This is a genomic window from Paenibacillus sp. SAFN-117 (assembly GCF_051966115.1).
Lineage (GTDB): Bacteria > Bacillota > Bacilli > Paenibacillales > NBRC-103111 > Paenibacillus_L > Paenibacillus_L residui.
Genome location: NZ_JBQCLK010000025.1, coordinates 15171 through 36063, shown reverse-complemented (window position 1 = coordinate 36063; position 20893 = coordinate 15171). Strand labels below are relative to the sequence as shown.

The 20893-nt window shown below is 52.4% G+C and carries 17 protein-coding genes and 1 pseudogene; 13 read left to right on the top strand and 5 right to left on the bottom strand.

All coding sequences use genetic code 11. From position 1 onward, the window contains the following. Positions 1 to 13: 13 nt before the first annotated feature. The 6 genes and pseudogenes from ACTHRH_RS16645 to ACTHRH_RS16620 all read left to right on the top strand — a co-directional run. Positions 14 to 88 (top strand): annotated as a pseudogene (locus ACTHRH_RS16645) (hypothetical protein); the annotation flags it as partial. Between the two features lie 514 nt (positions 89 to 602). Beyond that, positions 603 to 1640, top strand: coding sequence for a BMP family lipoprotein (locus tag ACTHRH_RS16640; RefSeq protein ID WP_144934841.1), 1038 nt, complete (start codon positions 603 to 605; stop codon positions 1638 to 1640). 79 nt (positions 1641 to 1719) lie between these two features. After that, a complete protein-coding gene (locus tag ACTHRH_RS16635) occupies positions 1720 to 3216 on the top strand; it encodes an ABC transporter ATP-binding protein (protein ID WP_379291197.1) in 1497 nt (498 codons plus the stop codon). Beyond that, positions 3213 to 4280 (top strand): ABC transporter permease, encoded by a 1068-nt coding sequence (locus ACTHRH_RS16630; protein WP_144934847.1) that lies wholly within the window; start codon positions 3213 to 3215, stop codon positions 4278 to 4280. Before ACTHRH_RS16635 ends, ACTHRH_RS16630 begins: the two co-directional genes overlap by 4 nt. After that, on the top strand, positions 4264 to 5187 hold the full coding sequence (locus tag ACTHRH_RS16625) for an ABC transporter permease (protein ID WP_440416614.1): 924 nt from the start codon (positions 4264 to 4266) through the stop codon (positions 5185 to 5187). Before ACTHRH_RS16630 ends, ACTHRH_RS16625 begins: the two co-directional genes overlap by 17 nt. A 55-nt stretch (positions 5188 to 5242) precedes the next feature. Continuing rightward, a complete protein-coding gene (locus tag ACTHRH_RS16620; protein WP_379291221.1) occupies positions 5243 to 5977 on the top strand; it encodes a nucleoside phosphorylase in 735 nt (244 codons plus the stop codon). A 275-nt stretch (positions 5978 to 6252) separates the two neighbouring features. On the opposite strand, the gene ACTHRH_RS16615 is transcribed toward ACTHRH_RS16620, so the two are convergent. The 3 genes from ACTHRH_RS16615 to ACTHRH_RS16605 form a co-directional block, all read right to left on the bottom strand. Further along, the gene (locus tag ACTHRH_RS16615; protein ID WP_440416612.1) at positions 6253 to 7308 is read right to left on the bottom strand and encodes a hypothetical protein; all 1056 of its coding nucleotides are present in this window, start codon (positions 7306 to 7308) and stop codon (positions 6253 to 6255) included. Positions 7309 to 7521: 213 nt separating this feature from the next. Continuing rightward, positions 7522 to 8019, bottom strand: a complete 498-nt coding sequence (locus ACTHRH_RS16610) for a phage tail protein (RefSeq protein WP_379291190.1) — start codon at positions 8017 to 8019, stop codon at positions 7522 to 7524. Between the two features lie 11 nt (positions 8020 to 8030). Then, positions 8031 to 8504: a GNAT family N-acetyltransferase gene (locus ACTHRH_RS16605; protein WP_440416609.1), complete on the bottom strand. Its 474-nt coding sequence runs from the start codon at positions 8502 to 8504 to the stop codon at positions 8031 to 8033. A gap of 248 nt (positions 8505 to 8752) precedes the next feature. Here ACTHRH_RS16605 and trhA point away from each other — a divergent pair, with 248 nt between their 5' ends. Beyond that, positions 8753 to 9394, top strand: coding sequence for a PAQR family membrane homeostasis protein TrhA (gene trhA / locus ACTHRH_RS16600; protein WP_144934861.1), 642 nt, complete (start codon positions 8753 to 8755; stop codon positions 9392 to 9394). 172 nt (positions 9395 to 9566) lie between these two features. Here the strand turns inward: trhA and ACTHRH_RS16595 are convergent, their stop codons facing one another. Beyond that, the gene (locus ACTHRH_RS16595) at positions 9567 to 10286 is read right to left on the bottom strand and encodes a Crp/Fnr family transcriptional regulator (protein WP_440416607.1); all 720 of its coding nucleotides are present in this window, start codon (positions 10284 to 10286) and stop codon (positions 9567 to 9569) included. A gap of 465 nt (positions 10287 to 10751) precedes the next feature. Here ACTHRH_RS16595 and ACTHRH_RS16590 point away from each other — a divergent pair, with 465 nt between their 5' ends. Together ACTHRH_RS16590 and ACTHRH_RS16585 are read left to right on the top strand one after the other, a co-directional pair. Then, positions 10752 to 11105 carry a DoxX family protein gene (locus ACTHRH_RS16590; RefSeq protein ID WP_440416605.1) on the top strand — a complete coding sequence of 118 codons (354 nt, stop codon included), beginning with the start codon at positions 10752 to 10754 and terminating at the stop codon, positions 11103 to 11105. A 60-nt stretch (positions 11106 to 11165) separates the two neighbouring features. Further along, positions 11166 to 12575 carry a DEAD/DEAH box helicase gene (locus ACTHRH_RS16585; protein ID WP_440416603.1) on the top strand — a complete coding sequence of 470 codons (1410 nt, stop codon included), beginning with the start codon at positions 11166 to 11168 and terminating at the stop codon, positions 12573 to 12575. A 167-nt stretch (positions 12576 to 12742) separates the two neighbouring features. On the opposite strand, the gene ACTHRH_RS16580 is transcribed toward ACTHRH_RS16585, so the two are convergent. Beyond that, the gene (locus ACTHRH_RS16580; RefSeq protein WP_440416601.1) at positions 12743 to 15061 is read right to left on the bottom strand and encodes an AraC family transcriptional regulator; all 2319 of its coding nucleotides are present in this window, start codon (positions 15059 to 15061) and stop codon (positions 12743 to 12745) included. Positions 15062 to 15431: 370 nt separating this feature from the next. On the opposite strand from ACTHRH_RS16580, the gene ACTHRH_RS16575 reads away from it, so the two are divergent. The 4 genes from ACTHRH_RS16575 (at position 15432) to ACTHRH_RS16560 (ending at position 20201) form a co-directional block, all read left to right on the top strand. After that, entirely contained in the window at positions 15432 to 16985 is a 1554-nt protein-coding gene (locus ACTHRH_RS16575; protein WP_225312791.1) for an extracellular solute-binding protein, read from the top strand. Positions 16986 to 17125: 140 nt separating this feature from the next. Then, a complete protein-coding gene (locus tag ACTHRH_RS16570; protein ID WP_440416598.1) occupies positions 17126 to 18079 on the top strand; it encodes an ABC transporter permease in 954 nt (317 codons plus the stop codon). 83 nt (positions 18080 to 18162) lie between these two features. Further along, on the top strand, positions 18163 to 19044 hold the full coding sequence (locus tag ACTHRH_RS16565) for a carbohydrate ABC transporter permease (RefSeq protein WP_144934874.1): 882 nt from the start codon (positions 18163 to 18165) through the stop codon (positions 19042 to 19044). 41 nt (positions 19045 to 19085) lie between these two features. Beyond that, positions 19086 to 20201: a glycoside hydrolase family 88/105 protein gene (locus ACTHRH_RS16560; RefSeq protein ID WP_379291172.1), complete on the top strand. Its 1116-nt coding sequence runs from the start codon at positions 19086 to 19088 to the stop codon at positions 20199 to 20201. The last annotated feature ends 692 nt before the right edge of the window (positions 20202 to 20893 follow it).

The window sequence follows — 20893 nt, the reverse complement described above, 5'->3', positions numbered from 1 at the left end:
CTAACTTGATAACTTAGGTTTATTCGGAGCTCTAATTCTGTTTGCAGGCTTGCTGCTCATAAGAAGAAGAGGCAGCGAGTTGCAATAATCCCAGCCATGATTTCCTTAGTGATCTCAGGTAATGGGATACAGCATTGTTTCCCTTCTGCTTTCCCCCTCCCTTGGGAAGCAGGAGGGCTTTTTTTTGCTTAAGATGCGAGGTTTGGTCTAAACAATGCTTACGGCCGACAATATCGCTGAGAATTTAGATCTTGTTGCTTTTTCCGCTTTCTAGCGTTAGGCATCCTGGGGGTATGAGAAGCTCCCAAAAGGAGCTCACAAACAGATTGACAACAAGGAATAAAGAAGATATGATACTAGCATGATTAATACTAAGTAAATAGATAGGAATTATACAGTTTCTTTTATGTCACAAGTAGGGCGATCCAACGCCAAGCAGGATACATATGGTTTTGTACGAAGAAATTAAGATTTAATGGGTTAAAATTGTCTCGCCTGAGGTCGGTTTCTTGGGAAATAACGAACATTTTTATATATTAATTGACTATTATTCGTGTTTTGTATACGATGATAGAGGATTAAATAGAGGGGGAGAAACTTAGATGAAGAAAACATTTTTAGTACTGATTACATTGATTCTGTTCCTGGCTGGCTGTGCGGGAGGAGGGAAAGACAATAATAACCCGTCGGGCGGTTCAGCGAACAGCGATGGGGACAAGCCGGCAGACAAGAAGGTTGCCATGGTCCTTCCGGAAAAAATAGGAGTCAATCCGTTTTTTCAATTGATGGAAGAGGGGCTGCAGAAAGCCGGACAAGAGTTCAATGTGAAGGTTAAAACGATAGAATCTGCAGATCTGAATGCATTCGAGCAAAACATGCGTGCAGCCATCGCGGATAAATACGATCTGATTATAACCGCTACTTTCCAGGCGGAGGATGCTTTGAAGAAGCTGGCTGCCGAGAACCCGAATCAGGCGTTTGCGGTTGTCGATACTGTCGTAGATTTGCCGAACGTTCGCAGCGTAGTGTTCCGTGAATATGAATCTTCCTACTTGCTGGGGGCTCTGGTAGGTTTAATTACAGAGAAGAATACGGTAGGAATGGTAGCGGCGGATGACATCCCCATGATCAAGAAGTGGACCGTGCCGTTCGAGCAGGGCTTGAAATCTACTAATCCGGATGCCAAATTCCTGGTGAACTACGTTGGAAACTTCAACGATCCTGCCAGGGCCAAAGAATTGGCTTTGCTGCAATTTTCTCAAGGAGCGGACTTCATTGTAGGAGCTGCCGCCGTTGGCGATCTCGGGGTATTCGAGGCGGCGAAGGAGAAGGGCTTCTATACTTCCGGCCAGGATATGGACCATACCGGCAAGGATCCGGAGCATATCATCATGTCGCAAATCAAAGGAACCGATACGGCGACATACGAGACGATTAAAGATTTCGTGAGCGGAGACTTCAAGCTGGGAACGACGGTAGACTACGGATTGAAGGAAAATGGAGTGGGCCTCCCATTCGTTACTCACGAGACCAAGACCGAGCTCAGCCCGTTCATCGGTCAGGAAAATATTGATAAAGTGAAAGCAATTAATGAAGAGATTATTTCCGGCAAGCTGAAAATCGATAATCCGTTGAACTAATCGTCTTTCCGATTGCCCGACCGGCTGCGTACCCGCAGTCGGTCTCCTCATTCTCTGGCGAATGGAGGCAACACATCTGATGCTATTGCAAATGGAGCGAATTACTAAGAAATACGGTAACTTTACAGCTAATAGAGACATTGATTTCTCCCTGCAGCCGGGGGAGGTGCATGCTGTCGTCGGTGAGAACGGGGCGGGTAAGACGACACTGATGCGCATTCTGTACGGGATGGAGAAGCCTGCCTCCGGGACCATCCGGCTTCGCGGCCAAGAGGTGGTGTTTCACAATCCCTTGGAAGCGATTCGCGGCGGGATAGGGATGGTGCATCAGCATTTTATGCTGTTTCCTTCTTTTACCGTAGCGGAAAATATCGTTGCCGGAGGAGAGCCGGGCAGAGGTCCCTGGTTCAACCGCAAGCAGGCCGTCTCTCAGGTTAAGCAGCTAGGGGAGAAGTATGGCATGCCCGTGAATCCCGAGCAGCGCACCGCAGATTGCTCGGTTGGCATGCAGCAGCGCATCGAGATTTTAAAAGTACTGTACCAGGGTGCGGAAATTATTATATTGGATGAACCGACTGCCGTTCTTACACCGCTCGAAGTGAAAGAACTGCTGAAGGCCATTCAGCGGCTGGCGTCTCAAGGCAAGAGCATCATTCTGATCACTCACAAGCTTCATGAGGTGATGGAAGTCGCCGATCGAATAACGGTGCTTCGCAACGGACAGGTAACGGGGGTTCTGAATGCCGCAGATACGAACATTGAAGAAGTGTCCCGGCTGATGGTCGGCCGCGAGCTGGCTGAGAGGGTCAAGAGCAAGCCGCGGCCGGGTGAGGTCGTTCTCGACGTCAAGGATTTGACCGTGCTCGGGGATGGCAAGCCACTTCTTGATAAGGTCAGCTTTCAGGTAAGAGCCGGGGAGATCGTCGGAATTGCCGGGGTATCCGGCAACGGACAATCCGAGCTGCTTCAAGCGCTAAGCGGACTGCGCCGCGCGGATTCGGGTCAGATCCGGCTGCTCGAAGCGGATGTCCGTCAAGCATCGCCCGGCGAGGTACGGCAAGCCGGGTTGGCGCATATCCCCGAGGACCGGTATATGTGGGGGGCGGCCAGGGAGGCTTCTGTTGTTGAAAATGCGATGATGGGCCATCAGGACCGGCTGCACAAGTCCGGCTGGCTGCATAGACAGAAGATTTCCGCGATGGTTCGCGATTGGGTGGAGCGGTTTTCCATCAAAACTTCCTCGTTGGACGAGAAGGCACAGAATCTGTCCGGCGGTAATTTGCAGAAACTGATCGTGGCGCGGGAGCTGGCGCAGAACACCCCTTTTCTTATAGCGGCGGAGCCTACGCGGGGTGTAGATATCGGGGCCATGGAATTCATCCATGATCAACTGCTTCGCAAACGGGAAGACAGAGGAGCCATCCTGCTTGTTTCCTCGGAATTATCCGAAATTATGACATTGGCAGACCGGATTCTCGTTATGTTCGAGGGCCGTATCGTTGGCGAAGTAAGCGGCGAAGAGGCCGGCGAGGAGCGGATCGGTTTGTTGATGGCGGGGGGAGAAAGAACGTCATGAGCAATTGGCTAAAGAACGCATCATCTCTCCTTCATCCATTGATGGCGCTGGCTGCCGGCTTGGCCGTGGGAGCGGTAGCTATTCTGCTGGTGGGGGAATCCGTCATAAACACCTATGCAGAGATGTGGAAGGGCGCCTTCGGCAGCTTCTATTACTTGACCAATACGCTAGCCCGTGCTATTCCGATTCTGCTGATCGGCGTCGGGCTTTCTCTGGCGTTTCGTGCCGGATTTTTCAATCTGGGGGCCGAGGGCCAGATGGTGCTGGGGGGAATCACCGCAGCGCTCACTGCTCTTTATTTGCCCGGCCCGGGCTGGCTGCGGCTTATTGCCGCTCTGGTTGCGGGAATCCTGGCGGGAGGCGTCTGGGGAGCCATCGCCGGGTGGCTGGATGACCGGTTCAAAATCAACCTGATCATCTCTACACTCCTGATGAATTACATGGCGACTTATTTCGCTTCTTACCTGGTCAGCAGTCCTTTCAAGGATACGACCGGCTCGGCGGCGCTGCCGCAGACACCGATGATCGAGCCTTCGGCCTGGCTGCCCAAGCTGTTTCCCGGGTCGAGTCTCCACGCCGGAATCTTCCTGGCTGTAGCGGCCGCCATCCTGATTCATCTGCTCGTCAAATATTCTGTCTTCGGATATGAGGTCAACATGATCGGGCGTAATCCGTTATTCGCCTCTTACGGCGGTGTCCGCAGAGGTCCGATGATGCTGGCCGGGCTGTTTATCAGCGGCGGCCTGGCTGGGCTCGCGGGCTCCGTGGAAGTGCTGGGCATGCAGTACCGATACCTGGACGGTGCCCTAATTACGCCCAACTATGCCTGGACCGGACTGATGGCTGCTCTGATCGCCGGCTCCAACCCTATCGGTGCGGCACTGGCTTCCTTGCTGCTGGCAGCCCTGCAGACGGGGGCCATGGGTGTGGAGAGAAACACAGAGGTGCCTCTGGAAATTGCCAGCGTCATCCAAGCGGCGATCGTGCTGTTCGTGTCGGCCAAATTCGGACTTGCCTTATTCAAACGGAGAAAGGAGCGGAAAGCCAATGGATCAGCTGTTTGACCTTTCTCTATTGAATTCGATGATCCGCATGGTGACCCCGATTTTGCTCGCCGCTCTGGGAGGCATGCTGTGCGCAAGGGCCGGCCTGTTCAATGTCGGTCTGGAAGGCTTTGTGCTGGTGGGGGCATTCTCGGCCATCGTCGGCAACCATTATCTGGGGAACGTCTGGTTGGCCGTATTATTCGCCGTTGTATGCGTCGTCATGTATTCCTTGTTGTTTGCCTATACCAGCATCCATTTGAAGGCCAACGAAATTGTGGTCGGAATCTCGCTCAATTTTCTCGCTCTTGGTCTAACGACCTTCTGCTTGCGAACTATATTTCATGTAAAAGGCGCTTATCGCGATAACGAGATGATCGGGCTTCCCAAATGGGACATTCCCATCATCAGCGACATACCTGTAGTCGGGAACATTGTTGGAGGCCATTCTCCGCTCGTGTTCCTGACGTTCCTCTTCGTTATCCTGCTGCATCTGTTCTTCCGGAAGACGGTGTCCGGCTTCAGACTGCTTGCGGTGGGAGAGAACCCGGTCGCTGCCCGGAGCATGGGGATGAGCGTACCGCGTTATCAGTATTCCGCAGTCATTATGTGCGGAGTGCTGTGCGGTCTCGCCGGAGCGCAGCTGTCGCTCGGCCAATTGACGATGTTCGCCGAAGGAATGACCGCAGGACGCGGATTTATCGCACTCGTGGCGATGATGCTGGGCCAGTCCCATCCGCTAGGGGTCATGCTGGCCAGTCTCTTCTTCGGATTGATGGATGCTTTAAGCATTCGCCTGCAAGGATTTTCGCTGCCAACGCAGTTTACATCCATGATCCCTTACGTAGTTACTTTCGCGGCTCTCTTCTTCTTCAAGGGGAAGAAGGGGCTCGGCGATGCCGGGAAGTCAGGCGGAAGCTCCCGATAGCGGAGGAAGGACGGCAACCGCCGAACGGCAATATCAGTTTGAGGAGGAACGACCTATGTATCTGCCTATTTTGCAAATTCATTCGGAGGACATGCCTCCTTATGCCATCGTATGCGGTGATCCGCGCCGGGCCAAGGCGATAGCGGATAAGCTTCAGAATGCCAAGGAATTGGCTTTCGCCCGAGAATATCGCACCTTAGTCGGGGAATATAATGGCGTCCGGCTGGCCGTCGTCAGCCACGGAGTCGGTTCACCCGGAGCCGCAGTCTGCTTCGAAGAGCTTATCCGCGCAGGGGTTAAGACCTTGATCCGCGTCGGAACATGCGGCTCATATCATGCGGATATTCCTGCGGGAAGTCTGGTCATCAGCTTCGCTGCGGCGAGAGAAGAGGGATTGACCAAGCAGCTTGTACCTTCCGGGTTCCCGGCGGTGGCGGACCCCGGGATCATTGCGGCGCTGGAGGCAGCCGCGGCGGAGGTCCCGGGAAGCGGCGTAGTGCGCACGGGCATTACGGTTTGCTATGACGCTTTCTTCACCGGGGTGGAGGAGCTGCCGCATCGGAAGTACAAGCAAGCGGGCATCCTCGCCGTGGAGATGGAGATCGCGGCGTTATATGTGGTTTCCTCTCTGCGCGGAGCACGGGCCGGCGCCATTCTGGCGGTGGACGGCTTCGCTGATGAAGATTTGTCGGAAGTGTACGATCCCCATACCGATGCCGTGGCGCAAGCGGTAGAACGGGAAATCGGGATTGCGCTGGAAGCTATTGCCCGTTTGGCCCGGAGCGAATGAGCCGAGCCCATCTGTGGAAGCAAGCCGGATTAAGCCGACCCAGCAGAGCGGGTAAGAGGCAAGGTAAGGGCAGGCTATAAAATGAAGCGAAGCTTGGCCTGATATTCCAATAGAAAAAGACATGATCTATATTGAACGGTTAGCAACGCGCGCGGAAAACCGCGCGCGTTGCGGCGTTGTGTACGGAGCTCCAGCGTCTGCGCGGAGGAAGAAGCAGGCATTGGAGCCGCTCTTCCTTGGCCGGACCGGTCTTAACTATCGTTCTCCTCAAGGATCTAAAGGACAAAAAACAGGTTCTCAGGAGTGGGGGCGACCGTTTGCAAAAGCTGCCCATTCTGCCCCGGTTGTGATGCAACCTCGGGCTGTCCCGCAATGGGAGTTCCTCCGCCGTTGCCGCCGTTGCCGCCGTTGCCGCCACTGGCGCCCCCGCCGCCGCCAACGGTGATTATGCCGGTAACCCCGGGCGAGTTAGTCCCTCCCATGCCGCCATTCAGTTGGATCGTTCCTGTCACAATGGGCGGACTTGGGGAAATAAGGTGGACAATCCCTCCGCCTCCGCCTCCACCGCCGCCTTCACCATCTCCGCCGTTGCCATTCCAGCCATCGGCTCCATTTCCACCGCTCACGCTTAGCGTTCCTTCAATGGTGATACCCCCTTTGGCCAGGATTACAATTACACCGCCTGCTCCTCCGCCGCTTCCAACAATGCCTCTTCCGGGAATTTGCGGATTCGTTCCGTCGCTGCCGTTGGCTGTAATAACGGCTCCGCCGGCAATAAGAACTGGGCCTTTGGCCAGCAGAATCAAGCCGCCTCCGCCTTCTCCGCCGCTCCCCTGAAGCACCCGGCTTCCTGCACCGCCGGCAGCGGCCTCGGGAATTACCTGAGCAGCCTGCAGGGAAGCAAGCCCGATTCCGCCGTTATAAGGTCCTGCGTCCGCAACCGATATGCCGAAGTTCGGGGTTCCGTTGCCTGAGTCCGCGGCCCCCGTAAGGACTTGAACCGTACCGGTAACCATAATATCTCCCGTCGACTGCAGCGTGATGCCGCTAGGAAGAATGAGAGTCCCGGCAATTTCAATTCTGGAATATTGCAGGTTCAACCCTGCGGGCAGCGCAGCAAGTCCGCCGGGGGTGCTCAGGTCCAGCACTTGTCCGCTGGCGACAAGAAGCTCTCCGGCAGAGCCGTCCCCGTAAATGGCAAGCGCCCCGTCGGCTCCCTGTGGCCCGGGTGCACCTATTGGTCCCTGTGGCCCTGGAAAGCCTTGAGGCCCCCGAAGACCTCGGCGCCCTCGTAAACCCCGCAGCCCCCGGAGTTTTCTAAACCTGATCATTTTCAGCTTAAGAGGCTGGCATCTTAATTTCTTTGTCCTTGCTTTAACGGGAAATCTTCCTCGAGACGAGGCTTTCCTTCGGCAAACCAGGTTCTTTTTGCAGCACAACATATGACCATAACCTCCTCCCGCTATTTGACTCAGTGTATGCGCCGAAAGCAGACAAGAAGTGGTCACGTGACTATGAAGCAGCCTATTTACACCGATTTATGATCAGGGCCGGGGCGGGAATATCCCCTGCAAGGCAATACAGTAATTGAGCACAAGAAAAGGCTGCATATTATTGTGCGGCTGATTGCCGCCAACCGCAGCTATCGCGCCCGGACTCATCGGCGAGTTCCCGGATTGGTTATAAGTGAGGCTATCGGCCAATGCCCATGTGCTGTTGGCAGGAAGAACGGTATTAGCGGCCTCCGAGCTTCCAACCGCTTGGTGGGTATGGCTTGGCATTTCAGCAATAGTAAGAGTATGCAGCTCTTCTCCTCCGGCCTGGCCAATTTCATCCGTTGTTCTTCGATGGATGGCCACTCTGCGTCTCAAATCGGGCAGTGCAAAATGGGTGGTCCCATTACCGCCATACATGAATCCCAGCAGGGAAAACAAGGGCTGGTTTTGGTTGATCGGCAGCAACTGACCGTCACAGAATGCCCATCCTACCGGTGCATAGTTAAAAGCAAACAATCGAATTTCGCCTAAAAATGGATCGGCCATCTAAGTTCCTCCTATTCATGTTGATTTCCACGCCATTCCATAACGGCGTAAGGTTCCTGATTCTCTACCGGATAAAAACCTAAGCGTTCGTACAAAGAGACGGCGGGATTGGAGCGGATGACATGTAACCGAACAGGCTTCCCATGCGCTTCGGCCCTCTTCTGCAGCTCTTTCAAGAAAGCGGTGCCGATCCCGGCATTTCGATACTCCGGCAGAAGGGAAATATCGATCAGTCGTATCTCTTGAGGTGATTCGTTCAAGATGATTCTCCCTATCCTTACGCCTTGCTTGTAGAGAATGCTGTATTGGGCCCAAGGATACTGAAGCCTATAGGACCGCTGCTGCAGATCAAACTGCATGCGCAAGAACCCGTCCCGTTCCTCGTCCCCCCAACCCCAGGCAGTTACTTCTTCATGACGTGTACTGCGGTACACTTCGTAGAGAAATGCTTCGTCTTCCGTCGTGGCATCAACTAACGTCACCATTGACCAGCAACAATCCTTCCCCTGAGATTTGGTATAGTCTATGCGAGCCTATCCATGTGAGGCACAGGATGACATACGGTGCGGGACAAAAATGATCTGACCTTTGCATCGTTCTTAAGTAATAGATAAAAATTGTACTGGGAAGAATAGGAACATCGGATTTTTGCCCATGGAGGCGAGTCAGGAAGAAATGGTGCATTAATTGCGTTATAATAGAAAGAAAGTCGCAAGCAAAGGCAGGTGGTATTATGGCAAATACCCATGTATACACGAGGCGGGAGGAGATCGCTAACGCCGCAATTCACGGCTTCGGGGCCGTGCTCAGCGTGGCTGCTCTCGTTCTGCTGATTGTATTCGCCAGTTTACAAGGAACCGCGCTGCATGTCGTAAGCTTCGTTGTTTACGGAGTGACCATGCTGCTGCTTTACCTGAGCTCAACGCTCGTCCACAGCTTCCCGGAGGGGAAGGTTAAAGATCTGTTCGAAATCTTCGACCATTCGGCCATTTACTTGTTTATCGCCGGCACCTATACCCCGATACTGCTTCATGTCGTGCAGGGAACGCTGGGTTGGGTCTTGTTCGGAGTGATATGGGGCATCGCAGCTTTGGGAGTGCTGTTCAAGTCCTTCTTTACGAAGCAATTTTTGTTTACCTCCACGATTCTCTATATCGCCATGGGATGGCTGATTGTGTTCGCCTGGCAGCCTCTCGTTGCCAATTTAAGCGGAACGGGATTGACTCTGCTCGTTGTCGGAGGTGTATTCTATACCGCGGGGACGGTTTTCTACGTTTGGCGGAGCTTCCCTTACCACCATGCGATTTGGCATCTATTCGTACTCGCAGGCTCCATCTTCCACTTCTTCGCGATCCTGCTGCATGTTCTTCCCTAGTACATAAGGCGCTAACCGGTTTCCGATTCCATCCGGTTCGGATTACGGCAGCGCCTTATTTTAAGTTTCACCTATGCCTGTTCTTATATTTCATCGGTAAACACGCCTGTCCTAGGAAGACGATATCCGTTTATCCTTGATGGAGAAGCCGGCCGCTGTAAGTCATTCCCGTTTATTCCTCCGATTCCAGAGCATGCACCAGTCGAGGCCAATGGATTTGGAACGGCTTCCGATTCCCCGCTCTGCGAACAATATGCTCCTTTGTTAACTCGTTGAGAAGCGCCGTTACGGTTTCACGGACACTCCCCATCATGGCGGCCAATTCTTGGTGAGTAATGGAGATATCCAATTGAATCCATCCGTCTTCGTCAGGCCGGCGGTCGGTTCCCGTCCAATTCGTTCCAAACTTCTCGGCCATTTTACGCAGCAGATAAAGAAGTCTTCTTCGAACACTGCCATAGGCCATATATTCAAGCAGTTCCTCCACTTCTTTAAGTCGATTGGAGATGATTTCAATAAGCTTCAAGGATAGCTGCGGATGTTCGCGTAAAATTTGTTCCAGTTGAGGCTGCTCCATCTTGCATATCACGCAATCCTCCCAGGCTTGGGCGTACATATTTTCAGAACCTGTGGTAAAAGATCCGAATTCGCCGAACACATGACCTTTTCCCAATAAATCGAGAGTAAGCTCCTTGCCGCTGCCCGATAATTTGTACAAGCGGACGGTGCCGGATTTAATTAGATACAGAATCTTGGAATCCATATGCGGAGAGGCAATGATGGTTCCCTTCTTAACGACGCGGATCGGTGTGACCGGCTCTATTTGTTTCAATTCTTCCAGTTCCAGCTCTTGAAAAAGCTGTATTCTCGATAAATATTTTATCTTGTCCATGGAAAAACCCCTTCAATAGCAGGATCAATGTAGTCTGCACTACTTATTGTTTTGCCTAAACATTGTACCCTTATATCAAGTTATCGATTAATGGTGTACAACCAAGATTATGCGAAAAACCTCTACGGTTTGATCGTAACGGAACCTAGAGACCTTAACTGCTCCAAAAAGGCCTTTCGCTACCGTTTAACGGACTCAGATGACCTTATTCCGAAGAAATACACGTGAAATTAGTAAGATTCTATGAAATAAGCGCATTTGTTTCCGTTAATTTAAAAAAACAGCTTATTTAGACGAAATAGGGTCTCTCATGTCCGTTACATTTTCAATGATCCTGTGCAAAACCATGGGGCCTTATCGCTAGAACAGTCACTCTATAGTTCGTCTTTTCCATCATTAATCGATAGCCAAATTATATAGAGCTTATTCTATAGATTCTATCAAATGGAGGGGACGGGAAGAAATATGGTTATTATTATAGTTCAAATGATTCTAATCGTTATGTTCGGGATATCGGTTACGATGAAGCTGCTGCGCACACGATCCATGGTTCAGCATTGGAAGGAATATCGTTATCCCATGTGGTTCATGAATGTCGTTGCTTTGTTGGAATTAGCCGGTGTCATTGGACTCCTGGCGGCTTTCTGGGTCCCGGTCCTCCTGAAAGCTTCCGCCGCTCTCCTGATCATTCTTATGCTGGGGGCTATTCACGCTCATCTGGTCAGGGCCAAACATAAGCCCATTATGGCATTGAATGCTTGTGCCATGCTAATATTATCTATTGTAATTATTGTACTGGAGGGCTCCGCTGGAATGTAAAATAGTGGAATCCCGCCGTCCGGCAAACAAATTCGTAACTACAGAAAAGAGGGCTGTTTTTTGTCCAAATTTGAGCAATTGGGAATAGGCGCCGAATGGTGCGCAATATTACGGGCTAATGGAATCGGTCAGCCGACCCCGATTCAGGAGCGGGCCATCCCCGTCCTGCTGTCCGGGAGAGATGTGATCGCAAGGGCCCAGACGGGTACGGGCAAAACGCTTGCCTTCCTGCTCCCCATTCTGCAGCGGTTAAATCCGGAAGCGGAAGGCGTTCAAGCGTTAATCATGACGCCGACACGGGAGCTGGCTCTGCAGATAACGAGCGAGGTGAACAAGCTGCTGGTCCATCAGGATCGTTCATCCGTCCTCTGCGTATACGGCGGGCAGGATGTGGAGCGCCAGCTTAGGAAGCTGCAGGGCAATATTTCGATCATCGTTGCCACTCCGGGCAGACTTCTCGATCATCTGCGGAGAGGAACCGTTCAGTTGTCCTCTGTGTCCATGTTCGTTCTGGACGAAGCGGACCAGATGCTGCATATCGGGTTTCTGAACGAGGTGGAGGATATTATCCGGCAGCTTCCCGCCCACCGGCAGACGATGCTCTTCTCCGCGACGATGCCGGAATCCGTCCGGAGGCTGGCCAGCCGCTATATGCGCGAGCCTGTATCGGTGCAGGTAGAGGATCGGCAGATTACGGTGAAAGAAATTCGGCAGTCCGTGGTCGAAACGACGGATCGGGGCAAGCTGGCTGCGCTTCGTCAACTGATCGATCAATACCGGCCTTACCTGGCCATCGTATTCTGCCGGACCAAGCGAAGGGTCAGCAAGCTGAATGCGGAGCTGCAGCAATACGGGTATGCGACGGACGAGCTTCACGGGGATCTGTCCCAGGCCAAACGGGAGCAAGTCATGGAACGGTTCCGCGAGGCCAAGCTCCAACTGTTAATCGCTACGGATGTCGCTGCAAGGGGACTCGATGTTGAAGGAGTCACACACGTATTCAACTATGACATACCTCCCGATACGGAAAGCTACATTCACCGAATAGGACGGACCGGCAGGGCCGGCGGGCAGGGAGTGGCCGTAACGCTGGTGACTCCCAAGGATCGGGCGGCTTTGTTGGCTATAGAACGGGGAGTACGGATGCCGATCCGCAGGACATCACTGGACGCCGCGGAAAGGCAGGAGGGGCGGAACGCTGGCCGGAGCGATAGGAAACCGCAGGCCGGCGGCCAAGAGGACCGGGAGCGGCCGGTAAGCAAGGGACGCTTGCGAAGCGGGCGTCAACGGATGGAGGCTAACCCGGGCGCGGGCGGAGCGAAAGCAGCCCGGTCTGACGGGCGTCCCGGGAAGCGGGCCAAGGCCGATACCGGCTTAAGCCGCAGCCGGAAGCCGGGCTCTTCACGCCCCGAGGCAAGGGGCGGCGCAGGTGGCCGTCCGCGTACCGCAGGCAAGAGAGGACGCCGCTAGAGCTTCAGGCGGCCCCCTCTGACAGGGGCGGTCCATCCACGGCCCGTTCCACATCGCTGGCCAGTGGGACAACTCCAGGAGCGGCCCGCCGCATTCCGCTCCCGTAGCAGCGAGCCGCCTGACGATGCCGGGCTCCAGAAGCTTCGGCAGCAGAGAGGCGGCCGTTATTACCCTTTGGCCGCCTGTCCATACTGGCTCCGGTACTGTCCGGGAGTCATGCCCGTCTGCTTGCGGAAGAACCGGATAAAATTTTGCGGATTGTTATATCTGAGCTTCTGGGCGATGTCTTTAATCGGCATGTCGGTTCCGGTCAACCATTCCTTGGCCATATGGAACCGGTGCATCGATAAATAATCGCTGAAGGACATGTTCGTTTCCTTCTTGAACACGCTGCTTAAATAGAAGGCGTTATAGTGCAGGCGGGACGCGCATTCCTCCAGGGTGAGATCCTTGTCATAATCCTTATGAATCATATCGATAATCTGCTCGGACAGGTTGTGATATTGAGAATCCCTGCGGTCCCCGAACACCTGGATCAGGGGGCGAATGACGCTCGACAGAAACCAGGCCTCAATTTCCGCGCTAACATAGAGCTGGAGCAGCTCATGGTGCAAAGACCGGCCCTCGGGAACGAATTGCGGCAGCCGGATTCCAGCCTCCTGCACGACGATCAGCAGATCGTTCAACAACCGGAGCAGCGAAATCTGGTATTCATGCGGCGAACGGTCCCGATGGAACACCTCGTTCAACCATTCCCTCAACAGCTCCGAGGCTTTCTCCTCATCCGCCAGTTTAATCGAATCGATCAGCTCGTTCTCAATCTGCCGGGGATACGAGTAGATCAGCGTATGTTTCCCCTGGTTAATGTTGGAATACGGAATAATGACCCCTTTACCCAGCTTCATTCGATGCTTCAGAGCTTCCAAGCCTTCTCTATACGCCCTGGGCGCCTTGGACAGCAGCTTGAACGGAAGGCTCGTTCCAATGCTTACCTCCAGATCCAGGAAAGTATTGATTTTCTGCTGAATCGATTCCGTCATATCGTAAATATAGTTGTTAAACAGATCCAGATCGTTTATCTCGCTGCCAATGAGCGTTACTTGCGTCTGATCTACGATAACCGGCGCCAGTCTGTTCTCGGGCGGAACGATTTCCTCCACTATGTTATTGGCTGCGAACAACAGCAGATCCAGATCCTTCGCTTCATAACGGGTCTGCTCCCACAGATCGATCTGCAGAGTCAGAACGATCATATAATCCCATTCCTTGGCGCAGGCGGAGTAGCCGTACAGGTTCATTTTATCCTCCAGCTCCGCCCGGCTCAGATGCCCTTGATATAATTTATTGAGGAAAAGGGAGCGCATCTGCAGTAAGCTTTGCGACAGCTCATGCTTCAAATTGGAATTGGACTGAAATAAATCCTCGATATGATCATTGATCATTTGCAGCTCATCCTTCTTCTTGACGGCCATTTCCGGCAGCCGTTCCGATATCGCTTTTATTATACCGCGAATCGGTGTATACATTTTGCGGCTGCCGAGCCAGACGAAGCAGACGGATGTCGCGATGATAGCCAGACAGACGTAGAACGTAAACCAGCCGATCGCCTTGGCCTCCTTCGTAATCTGCTGGATTTCGGTGAAAGAAACATAGATCCAGCCGTTGAAATCCGACTGTACGTAGGTTGCCGTAAATTCTCCGCTGCCTGCAGCGGTCTTGAATTGCCCCACCTTGTTATCAAAAAAGTCCAGATCCTCGGGCTCAATCTGTTGGGTGGCGAGAACCGATTGCCCGATCATGGAATGATCCGGATGGATCAGAATGCGGTAGTCACTGTCCAGGATCATCATTTCCCGGGAGCCGGAATTGTCTGATAGAATAGGGGACAAGCTGCAGCTCGGAATGTTCGCTATAGCCAGTCCCCGCTTATCCGAACTGAGATTGGGCAGCTTCTTAATAAGTGTAATAATGTGCCGGCAGTTATAGGATTCGGTGTCGGAAGACCCCAGTCCCTTGTTATCGAGCAGGACCCAGTTCGAATTATATGGCAGGGACATGAAGTCAAGCAGCGTCTTCTGTTCCGGATACTCCTGCAGCTTGTACAGTCCCTGGTTGTTAATCACCCACTGATCGGCTGTGTTGACCAGAAGGATATCGGTGACCTTCGTATCGAAGGACTGCAGATGGCTGAGCTCCTTCCTCAGGCTATTGTATAGTTGAAAGTCGTAGAACGTAATAGGGCGGTAAAGCGCCTCCTGAACCAGAGTCGAGTTGATGACGTGATTCAGCGATTGATCCAGTGTTTTAAGAATTTGCTCCATATTGCCGTTCATTTGCTTCATAAGCTGAATGTTGCTCTCGTTAACCTGCTGTTGAATGGAGTCGGCAGATTTGATGTATGAGAAGAAGCCGAGGAACAGAACGGGAATAATACATAACGCGCAGCCGAAAATAACCATTTTTGTATATAAGCTGTATTTGCTCAATGAAATCTTCTCCTGCCGTTCAAGTAGTATCCTCATTCTAGGTGAAAACGCAAACATTGGGCAATAATCATTTTTGGGAAAATAATCATTGGATTAGATTTCGATAATCCGGACTCGGTTCCTGAATAATCAGCAGATCATTTCCCCGGAACCTGTCCATTCGCTCCGGTGTAAAAGCCAATCTTATCGTATGAAGCCCCGATTGCCCCTTCTATCCGGCCTCTTCCCATACTCCCCCTTATGGCCCCTCCACTCAACGATTAACAGATAGGATCTTATTCGGGGATTATGTACGTAATTGCCGGTTTTCGTTATGGTTAGGACAGCAAGGCTCCATCGTAAAAATTTATGTACAAGGAGGTCACATGAATTGGGAAAGAAAGCAGCAGTCTGGAAATATGGAAACGGTTTAATCGCTGCGGCTGCAGCCGTATCTTTGTTGGCGGGCTGCGGTGCCGGCGGAGGGCAGCAAGCGGGGGATAAGGAACCCGCGCAGCAGCAGGGTAGTGCTCCGAAAGGCCCCGTTAAGATCAGTATGATGGCGAATCTGCATACCCCTGAGGTCCCGTCCGACCTGATTGAAAAAATGGTAGAAGAGAAGACCAATACAGAACTGGACATTCAGTGGGTGCCGGACGGCAGCTATGAAGAGAAGCTGAACGCTTCCTTCGCCACCGGTACGCTGCCCCAAGCCGTATATATGAAGAATCAGAGCACTTTGATTCTGTTCAAGGACGCGATTCGGGACGGACAATTCTGGGAGATCGGTCCGCTGCTCAAGGATTATCCGAATCTGAGCAAATTGAATCCGGCCGTCCTGCACAATACTTCGGTAGATGGCAAAATCTATGCGCTCTACCAGGAGAGGCCTCTATCGCGGCAAGGGATCATCTATCGGAAGGATTGGGCGGATAAGCTGGGTCTGAGCGAGCCTAAGAACACCGACGAGCTGTACCAAATGCTGAAGAGCTTCACCGAAGGCGATCCTAACGGAAGCGGGAAGAAGGATACGATCGGACTGACAGACCGCAGTGATTTGATCTACGGTGCCTTCAAGACGGTCAGCTCTTACTTCGGAACGCCGAATAACTGGGGCGAAGAGGACGGGAAGCTCATTCCGGAGTTTATGCATCCCGGGTATATGGAGACGATGAAATTTTTCAAGAAGCTTCATCAGGAAGGGCTGATTAATCAGGATTTCCCTGTTACGAGCAAGACGGATCAGCAGAATCTGTTTATTACCGGTGTGGCCGGAATGTACATCGGAGCTATGGGAGATGTCGTCAGTCTGCATCAGAAAATGGTAGACATCAATCCCGACATTGAGCTGGAGGTGCATAACCGGGTGGAAGGACCGGACGGGAAGTTAGGCGTCTGGGCCATCCCCGGCTACGGATCGGCTGTCCTGTTCCCGAAATCTTCCGTGAAGACAGAGGAGGATTTAAGGAATATCCTGGACTTTTATGACAAGCTGATGGCCCCGGAGCTGACCAACCTGATTTATTACGGGGTGGAGGGCACGCACTATAACGTAGTGGAAGGGAAGGCGTCCGTCGTGGACGACACCAAGCTGACCGACCGCGAAGTGAAGCCGTATCAGGCAATCATGATCGGCGGCCCGAGCACGATTGACATGCTGGAGGGCTACTTCAAGCTGCCGGTCAAGGCGAAAGCGGAAGAGCTGACCGTCGATAACGAAAACTTCCTGATTCACGATCCGGCCGCTCCTCTCGATTCACCGACCTATACCGAGAGAGGAGTCCGTCTGCAGGAAATCATCAAGGATGCCACTTATAACTTCATCCTGGGCAAATTGGATGAGGCCGGTTTCCAGGGCGAGGTGGACCGATGGCTCAAGGAAGGCGGCAATCAGATTATAGAAGAGTTTAATGCATCTTATCAGATGGCCAAAAGCAACGGGTGATTTCTCCAAGAGGGGAGGATCGGCCCGATAGGCCAAAAACAAACATATGAATGGAATTTTAATTGAATGAGTTCTAAACAGGCTGTTGGAGAATTCGACAGCCTGTCCATCTTCTGGTTACGGGAAAGGAAGAATCGGTCATGAGCGAAGCAGCGGTGCAGAACGTCAAGACATCGAAGCCGGCGGCCAAGTCGGGCCTCATGAGGAGAATAGTCAAAAACCGTGCGGTCTACCTGATGATTTTGCCGGGTTTAATCTATTTCGTAATTTTTAAATATATTCCCATGGGCGGATTGGTCATTGCTTTCCAGGACTACAAGCCCTACCTTGGGATGACCGGCAGTCCGTGGGTCGGTTTCAAGCATTTTGAACGGCTGTTTGCCGAGCCGATGTTTTTTACCATTTTGAAAAATACGCTGGTCTTGTTTTTGTTGAACCTGCTGATTTATTTTCCGGTACCGATTCTGCTGGCACTGATGCTCAATGAAGTCCGGCTCAATGCCTATAAGCGGTTCGTCCAGACATTGATTTATATTCCTCATTTCATGTCTTGGGTCATCATTGTAGCTATTACCTTCGTTATGCTGTCGGTGGATCGGGGAATTATTAACGAAATCTTCGCCATGCTCGGCTATGAGAAAATCAATTTTCTTATGAGCAGCGGCTGGTTCAGGCCTCTTTATATTTTGCAGGTCATATGGCGTGAGGCCGGCTGGGGGACCATCATCTATTTGGCAGCCATGGCCGCTATCGATCCCCAATTATATGAAGCGGCCCGAATGGACGGAGCCAACCGTTTTCGGCAAATTTGGCATATTACCCTGCCTTCGATCCGCAGCGTCATCGTCGTCCTGCTGATTCTCAAGATCGGGGATGTGCTGGAGCTCGGATTCGAGCATGTCTATCTGCTCCTGAATTCGATGAACCGGGAGGTTGCGGAAATTTTCGATACGTTCGTATATACGGCCGGATTAAAGCAGGGGCAGTACAGCTTCAGCACGGCGGTAGGCTTCTTCAAATCGTTCGTCGGATTGATCTTGGTCGTCCTGGCGAATTGGCTGGCCAAAAAAGTAGGCGAGGAAGGAATTTTCTGAAGATTCGAAAGGATGGGGCTGTCGTTTAAGTCGAGACGAAGCCGCATTTCCTTGATTCTAAAGCATATGGAGGATTGGACATCATGCTTCAAGACAAATCGTGGGCCAGCCGGCTGTTCGATGCCGTCAACTACACGCTTCTGTTTATCATTGCGATGATTACGGTCATCCCTTTCTTGCATGTCATCGCCGGTTCATTCACTACGGTGCAGGAGCTGGCGCAGAAACGCTTCGTGCTGTTTCCGACCGTATTCTCGCTTGATGCTTACCGCTACATCTTCTCGACGAACGTGCTAGTCAAGGCTTTGGGAGTATCTGTCGGCGTCACCTTGTTCGGGACGCTGTTCAGCATGTTCCTGACATCCCTGATGGCCTACGGACTGGCCAGACGGAATCTGGACGGGCGCAATCTGATCATGTTCCTGGTCGTCTTCACGATGCTGTTTAACGGCGGGATGATTCCCACTTTCCTGATTGTCAAAGGAATGGGGCTGATCGATTCCTACTTGGCCCTGATCATACCGAGTGCCATCAACGCATTTAACCTGATCATCATGCGGAACTTCTTCCAGAACCTGCCGGATGGTCTGGAGGAATCCGCGAGGATAGACGGCTGCAGCGACTGGGGGATTCTGTTCCGCATCGTGATTCCCTTATCCATGCCGGCTATCGCGACCATTTCGCTGTTCTACGCGGTCACTTATTGGAACACCTACATGACGGCGATTCTCTACCTGAATGATGCCGCGAAATGGCCTGTACAAATCATTCTGCGGCAAATCGTCATTCTCGCCAGCGGAATATCCGCGGATACATCCGGCTTCGATGACGGCTTCATCGCCCCTCCGGAGCAAACGGTCAAGATGGCCGTAATCGTCGTCGCCACCCTGCCGGTGCTTCTCGTTTATCCGTTTCTGCAGAAGCATTTTGCCAAGGGGGCGCTGTTGGGATCGATTAAAGGCTAGAACGTGCATCTAAGCAGACAATAGAGGAGTGTAGTTTTACTATGAACAAGCTTGATCCAAACGTAACGCGTACGGATTATTCTCCCATTCAGTGGGCCGGGGCGGCCTGTGACGCCTTGATGGCGGCTTATCGCCCGGAACGGCTTCCTCCGGAGAATCGCTGGCATTACCACCAGGGTGTGTTCCTGTACGGAATGCTCCAGGTGTGGCGGCAAACCGGAGAGGAAATCTATTTGACCTATCCTAAGGAATATGTGGATCGACTGATCGATGAGGAAGGCAATTTCTACTTCGCGAGAGATGAATTGGACGCCATCATGCCGGGCTTGCTGCTCTTCACGCTGGATGAGCGGTACGGCGAAGCCAGATACCGGATAGCCGCCGACAAGCTCAGGCAATTGTTCACGACGCTCAACCGGACCTCCGAAGGAGGGATCTGGCACAAGGATAAGTATCCTTACCAGATGTGGCTGGACGGGCTCTATATGGGCGGCGTGTTTGCGTTAAAATATGCCGCGCAATACGGGGATGATACGCTAATCGATTTGACGCTTCATCAGGAGAAGCTGATGCGTAAGTATATGAAAGATGAAAGGAGCGGGCTGCTGTACCATGCCTGGGACGAGAAGAGAAGCTTTCCCTGGGCCGACCCCGTAACCGGATGTTCTCCGGAGTTCTGGAGCCGGTCTCTGGGCTGGTACGGGATGGCGCTGGCCGACTTCCTGGATCTCGTTCCCGCGTCCCATCCGGGGCGTGCAGAGCTTGAAGCGGCTTTAAGCTCCTTCGTAAGCGCCATAACCCGATATCAGGACCGGGAAAGCGGGCTCTGGTTCCAGGTGGTGGACAAAGGGCAGCTTCCCGATAATTGGCTGGAGACGTCAGGCACCAGTCTGTTCGTCTATACGATCGCCAAAGCGATCAAGCACGGCTGCGCAGGCAGGGAGCAGCTGCAGTCGGCATGGACCGGCTATGAAGGGCTGCTGAACAGGCTGCGGTTTAACGATCAGGGTCATGTGATCATTCCCGATATTTGCATAGGAACCTCCGCAGGCGACTATGCCAACTATGTGACCCGTCCGGTACAGGACAATGACCTGCACGGGGTCGGCGCGTTTATTCTGGCTTGTACGGAGATGGAGAGTCTGGATAGGCCTTGAAAAGCCTTGAAAAGCCCAAGGTGGCAGGATGGTACAGGACGGAGGCCGCCTTTCTTGCGAAACATAGCAACGTTATTGGGGGGAGATGAAGCTCCCCTTTCCAAGGAACATCGAAATCGCTAATCGGCCCCGAGTGGCCGTTCCATTTCTAACGAAACATAGAAGCGCTATTTGCCCAGAAGGAGCTCTCCTTTCCAACGAGAACATCGAAATCGCTGTTCAGCCCCATGGCCGTTCCATTTCTAACGAAACATAGAAACGCTATTTGCCCCAAAAGAGCTTTCCCCGTTTTCTAACGAAACTACCGATCGCTATTCATCAAAATAGAGGGTTATGGGGCAGTCTTTCACCCTAATAACGATTTCGAGTTTCGTTAAATTTTTGAAAAGTATCGTTTTTGACGGAATAGCGGTCCATAAGTTCGTTAGCGAGCCTGAATCCGGCTAATCCTTTCTGCGTCGTGCTTGTCAAATGTAAGCCTTGGGTCGGGGGCTTCCCCAAGCAAATGGCCAGGGAGAATACAGCGAGTGTTAGTGGGAATTTACCCACTAGCCTCGCTTTTTTTCTTTCGTGGTTTGTTGGCTAAGCCTCCCAATCGGTTTGAAACTAATTTTAAGATACTCCGCCCGGATGTTAAGAAAAAAATGGATGTCCAGGGGTAGCGGAAGAGGCTGTAGAATGTTATGTTTCAT

What these genes read in the sequence shown, in the direction of transcription:
- ACTHRH_RS16640 (WP_144934841.1), top strand. Translation starts at nt 603, where the DNA reads ATGAAGAAAACATTTTTAGTACTGATTACATTGATTCTGTTCCTGGCT.
- ACTHRH_RS16635 (WP_379291197.1), top strand. Translation starts at nt 1,720, where the DNA reads ATGCTATTGCAAATGGAGCGAATTACTAAGAAATACGGTAACTTTACA.
- ACTHRH_RS16630 (WP_144934847.1), top strand. Translation starts at nt 3,213, where the DNA reads ATGAGCAATTGGCTAAAGAACGCATCATCTCTCCTTCATCCATTGATG.
- ACTHRH_RS16625 (WP_440416614.1), top strand. Translation starts at nt 4,264, where the DNA reads ATGGATCAGCTGTTTGACCTTTCTCTATTGAATTCGATGATCCGCATG.
- ACTHRH_RS16620 (WP_379291221.1), top strand. Translation starts at nt 5,243, where the DNA reads ATGTATCTGCCTATTTTGCAAATTCATTCGGAGGACATGCCTCCTTAT.
- ACTHRH_RS16615 (WP_440416612.1), bottom strand. Translation starts at nt 7,308, where the DNA reads ATGATCAGGTTTAGAAAACTCCGGGGGCTGCGGGGTTTACGAGGGCGC.
- ACTHRH_RS16610 (WP_379291190.1), bottom strand. Translation starts at nt 8,019, where the DNA reads ATGGCCGATCCATTTTTAGGCGAAATTCGATTGTTTGCTTTTAACTAT.
- ACTHRH_RS16605 (WP_440416609.1), bottom strand. Translation starts at nt 8,504, where the DNA reads ATGGTGACGTTAGTTGATGCCACGACGGAAGACGAAGCATTTCTCTAC.
- trhA (WP_144934861.1), top strand. Translation starts at nt 8,753, where the DNA reads ATGGCAAATACCCATGTATACACGAGGCGGGAGGAGATCGCTAACGCC.
- ACTHRH_RS16595 (WP_440416607.1), bottom strand. Translation starts at nt 10,286, where the DNA reads ATGGACAAGATAAAATATTTATCGAGAATACAGCTTTTTCAAGAGCTG.
- ACTHRH_RS16590 (WP_440416605.1), top strand. Translation starts at nt 10,752, where the DNA reads ATGGTTATTATTATAGTTCAAATGATTCTAATCGTTATGTTCGGGATA.
- ACTHRH_RS16570 (WP_440416598.1), top strand. Translation starts at nt 17,126, where the DNA reads ATGAGCGAAGCAGCGGTGCAGAACGTCAAGACATCGAAGCCGGCGGCC.
- ACTHRH_RS16565 (WP_144934874.1), top strand. Translation starts at nt 18,163, where the DNA reads ATGCTTCAAGACAAATCGTGGGCCAGCCGGCTGTTCGATGCCGTCAAC.
- ACTHRH_RS16560 (WP_379291172.1), top strand. Translation starts at nt 19,086, where the DNA reads ATGAACAAGCTTGATCCAAACGTAACGCGTACGGATTATTCTCCCATT.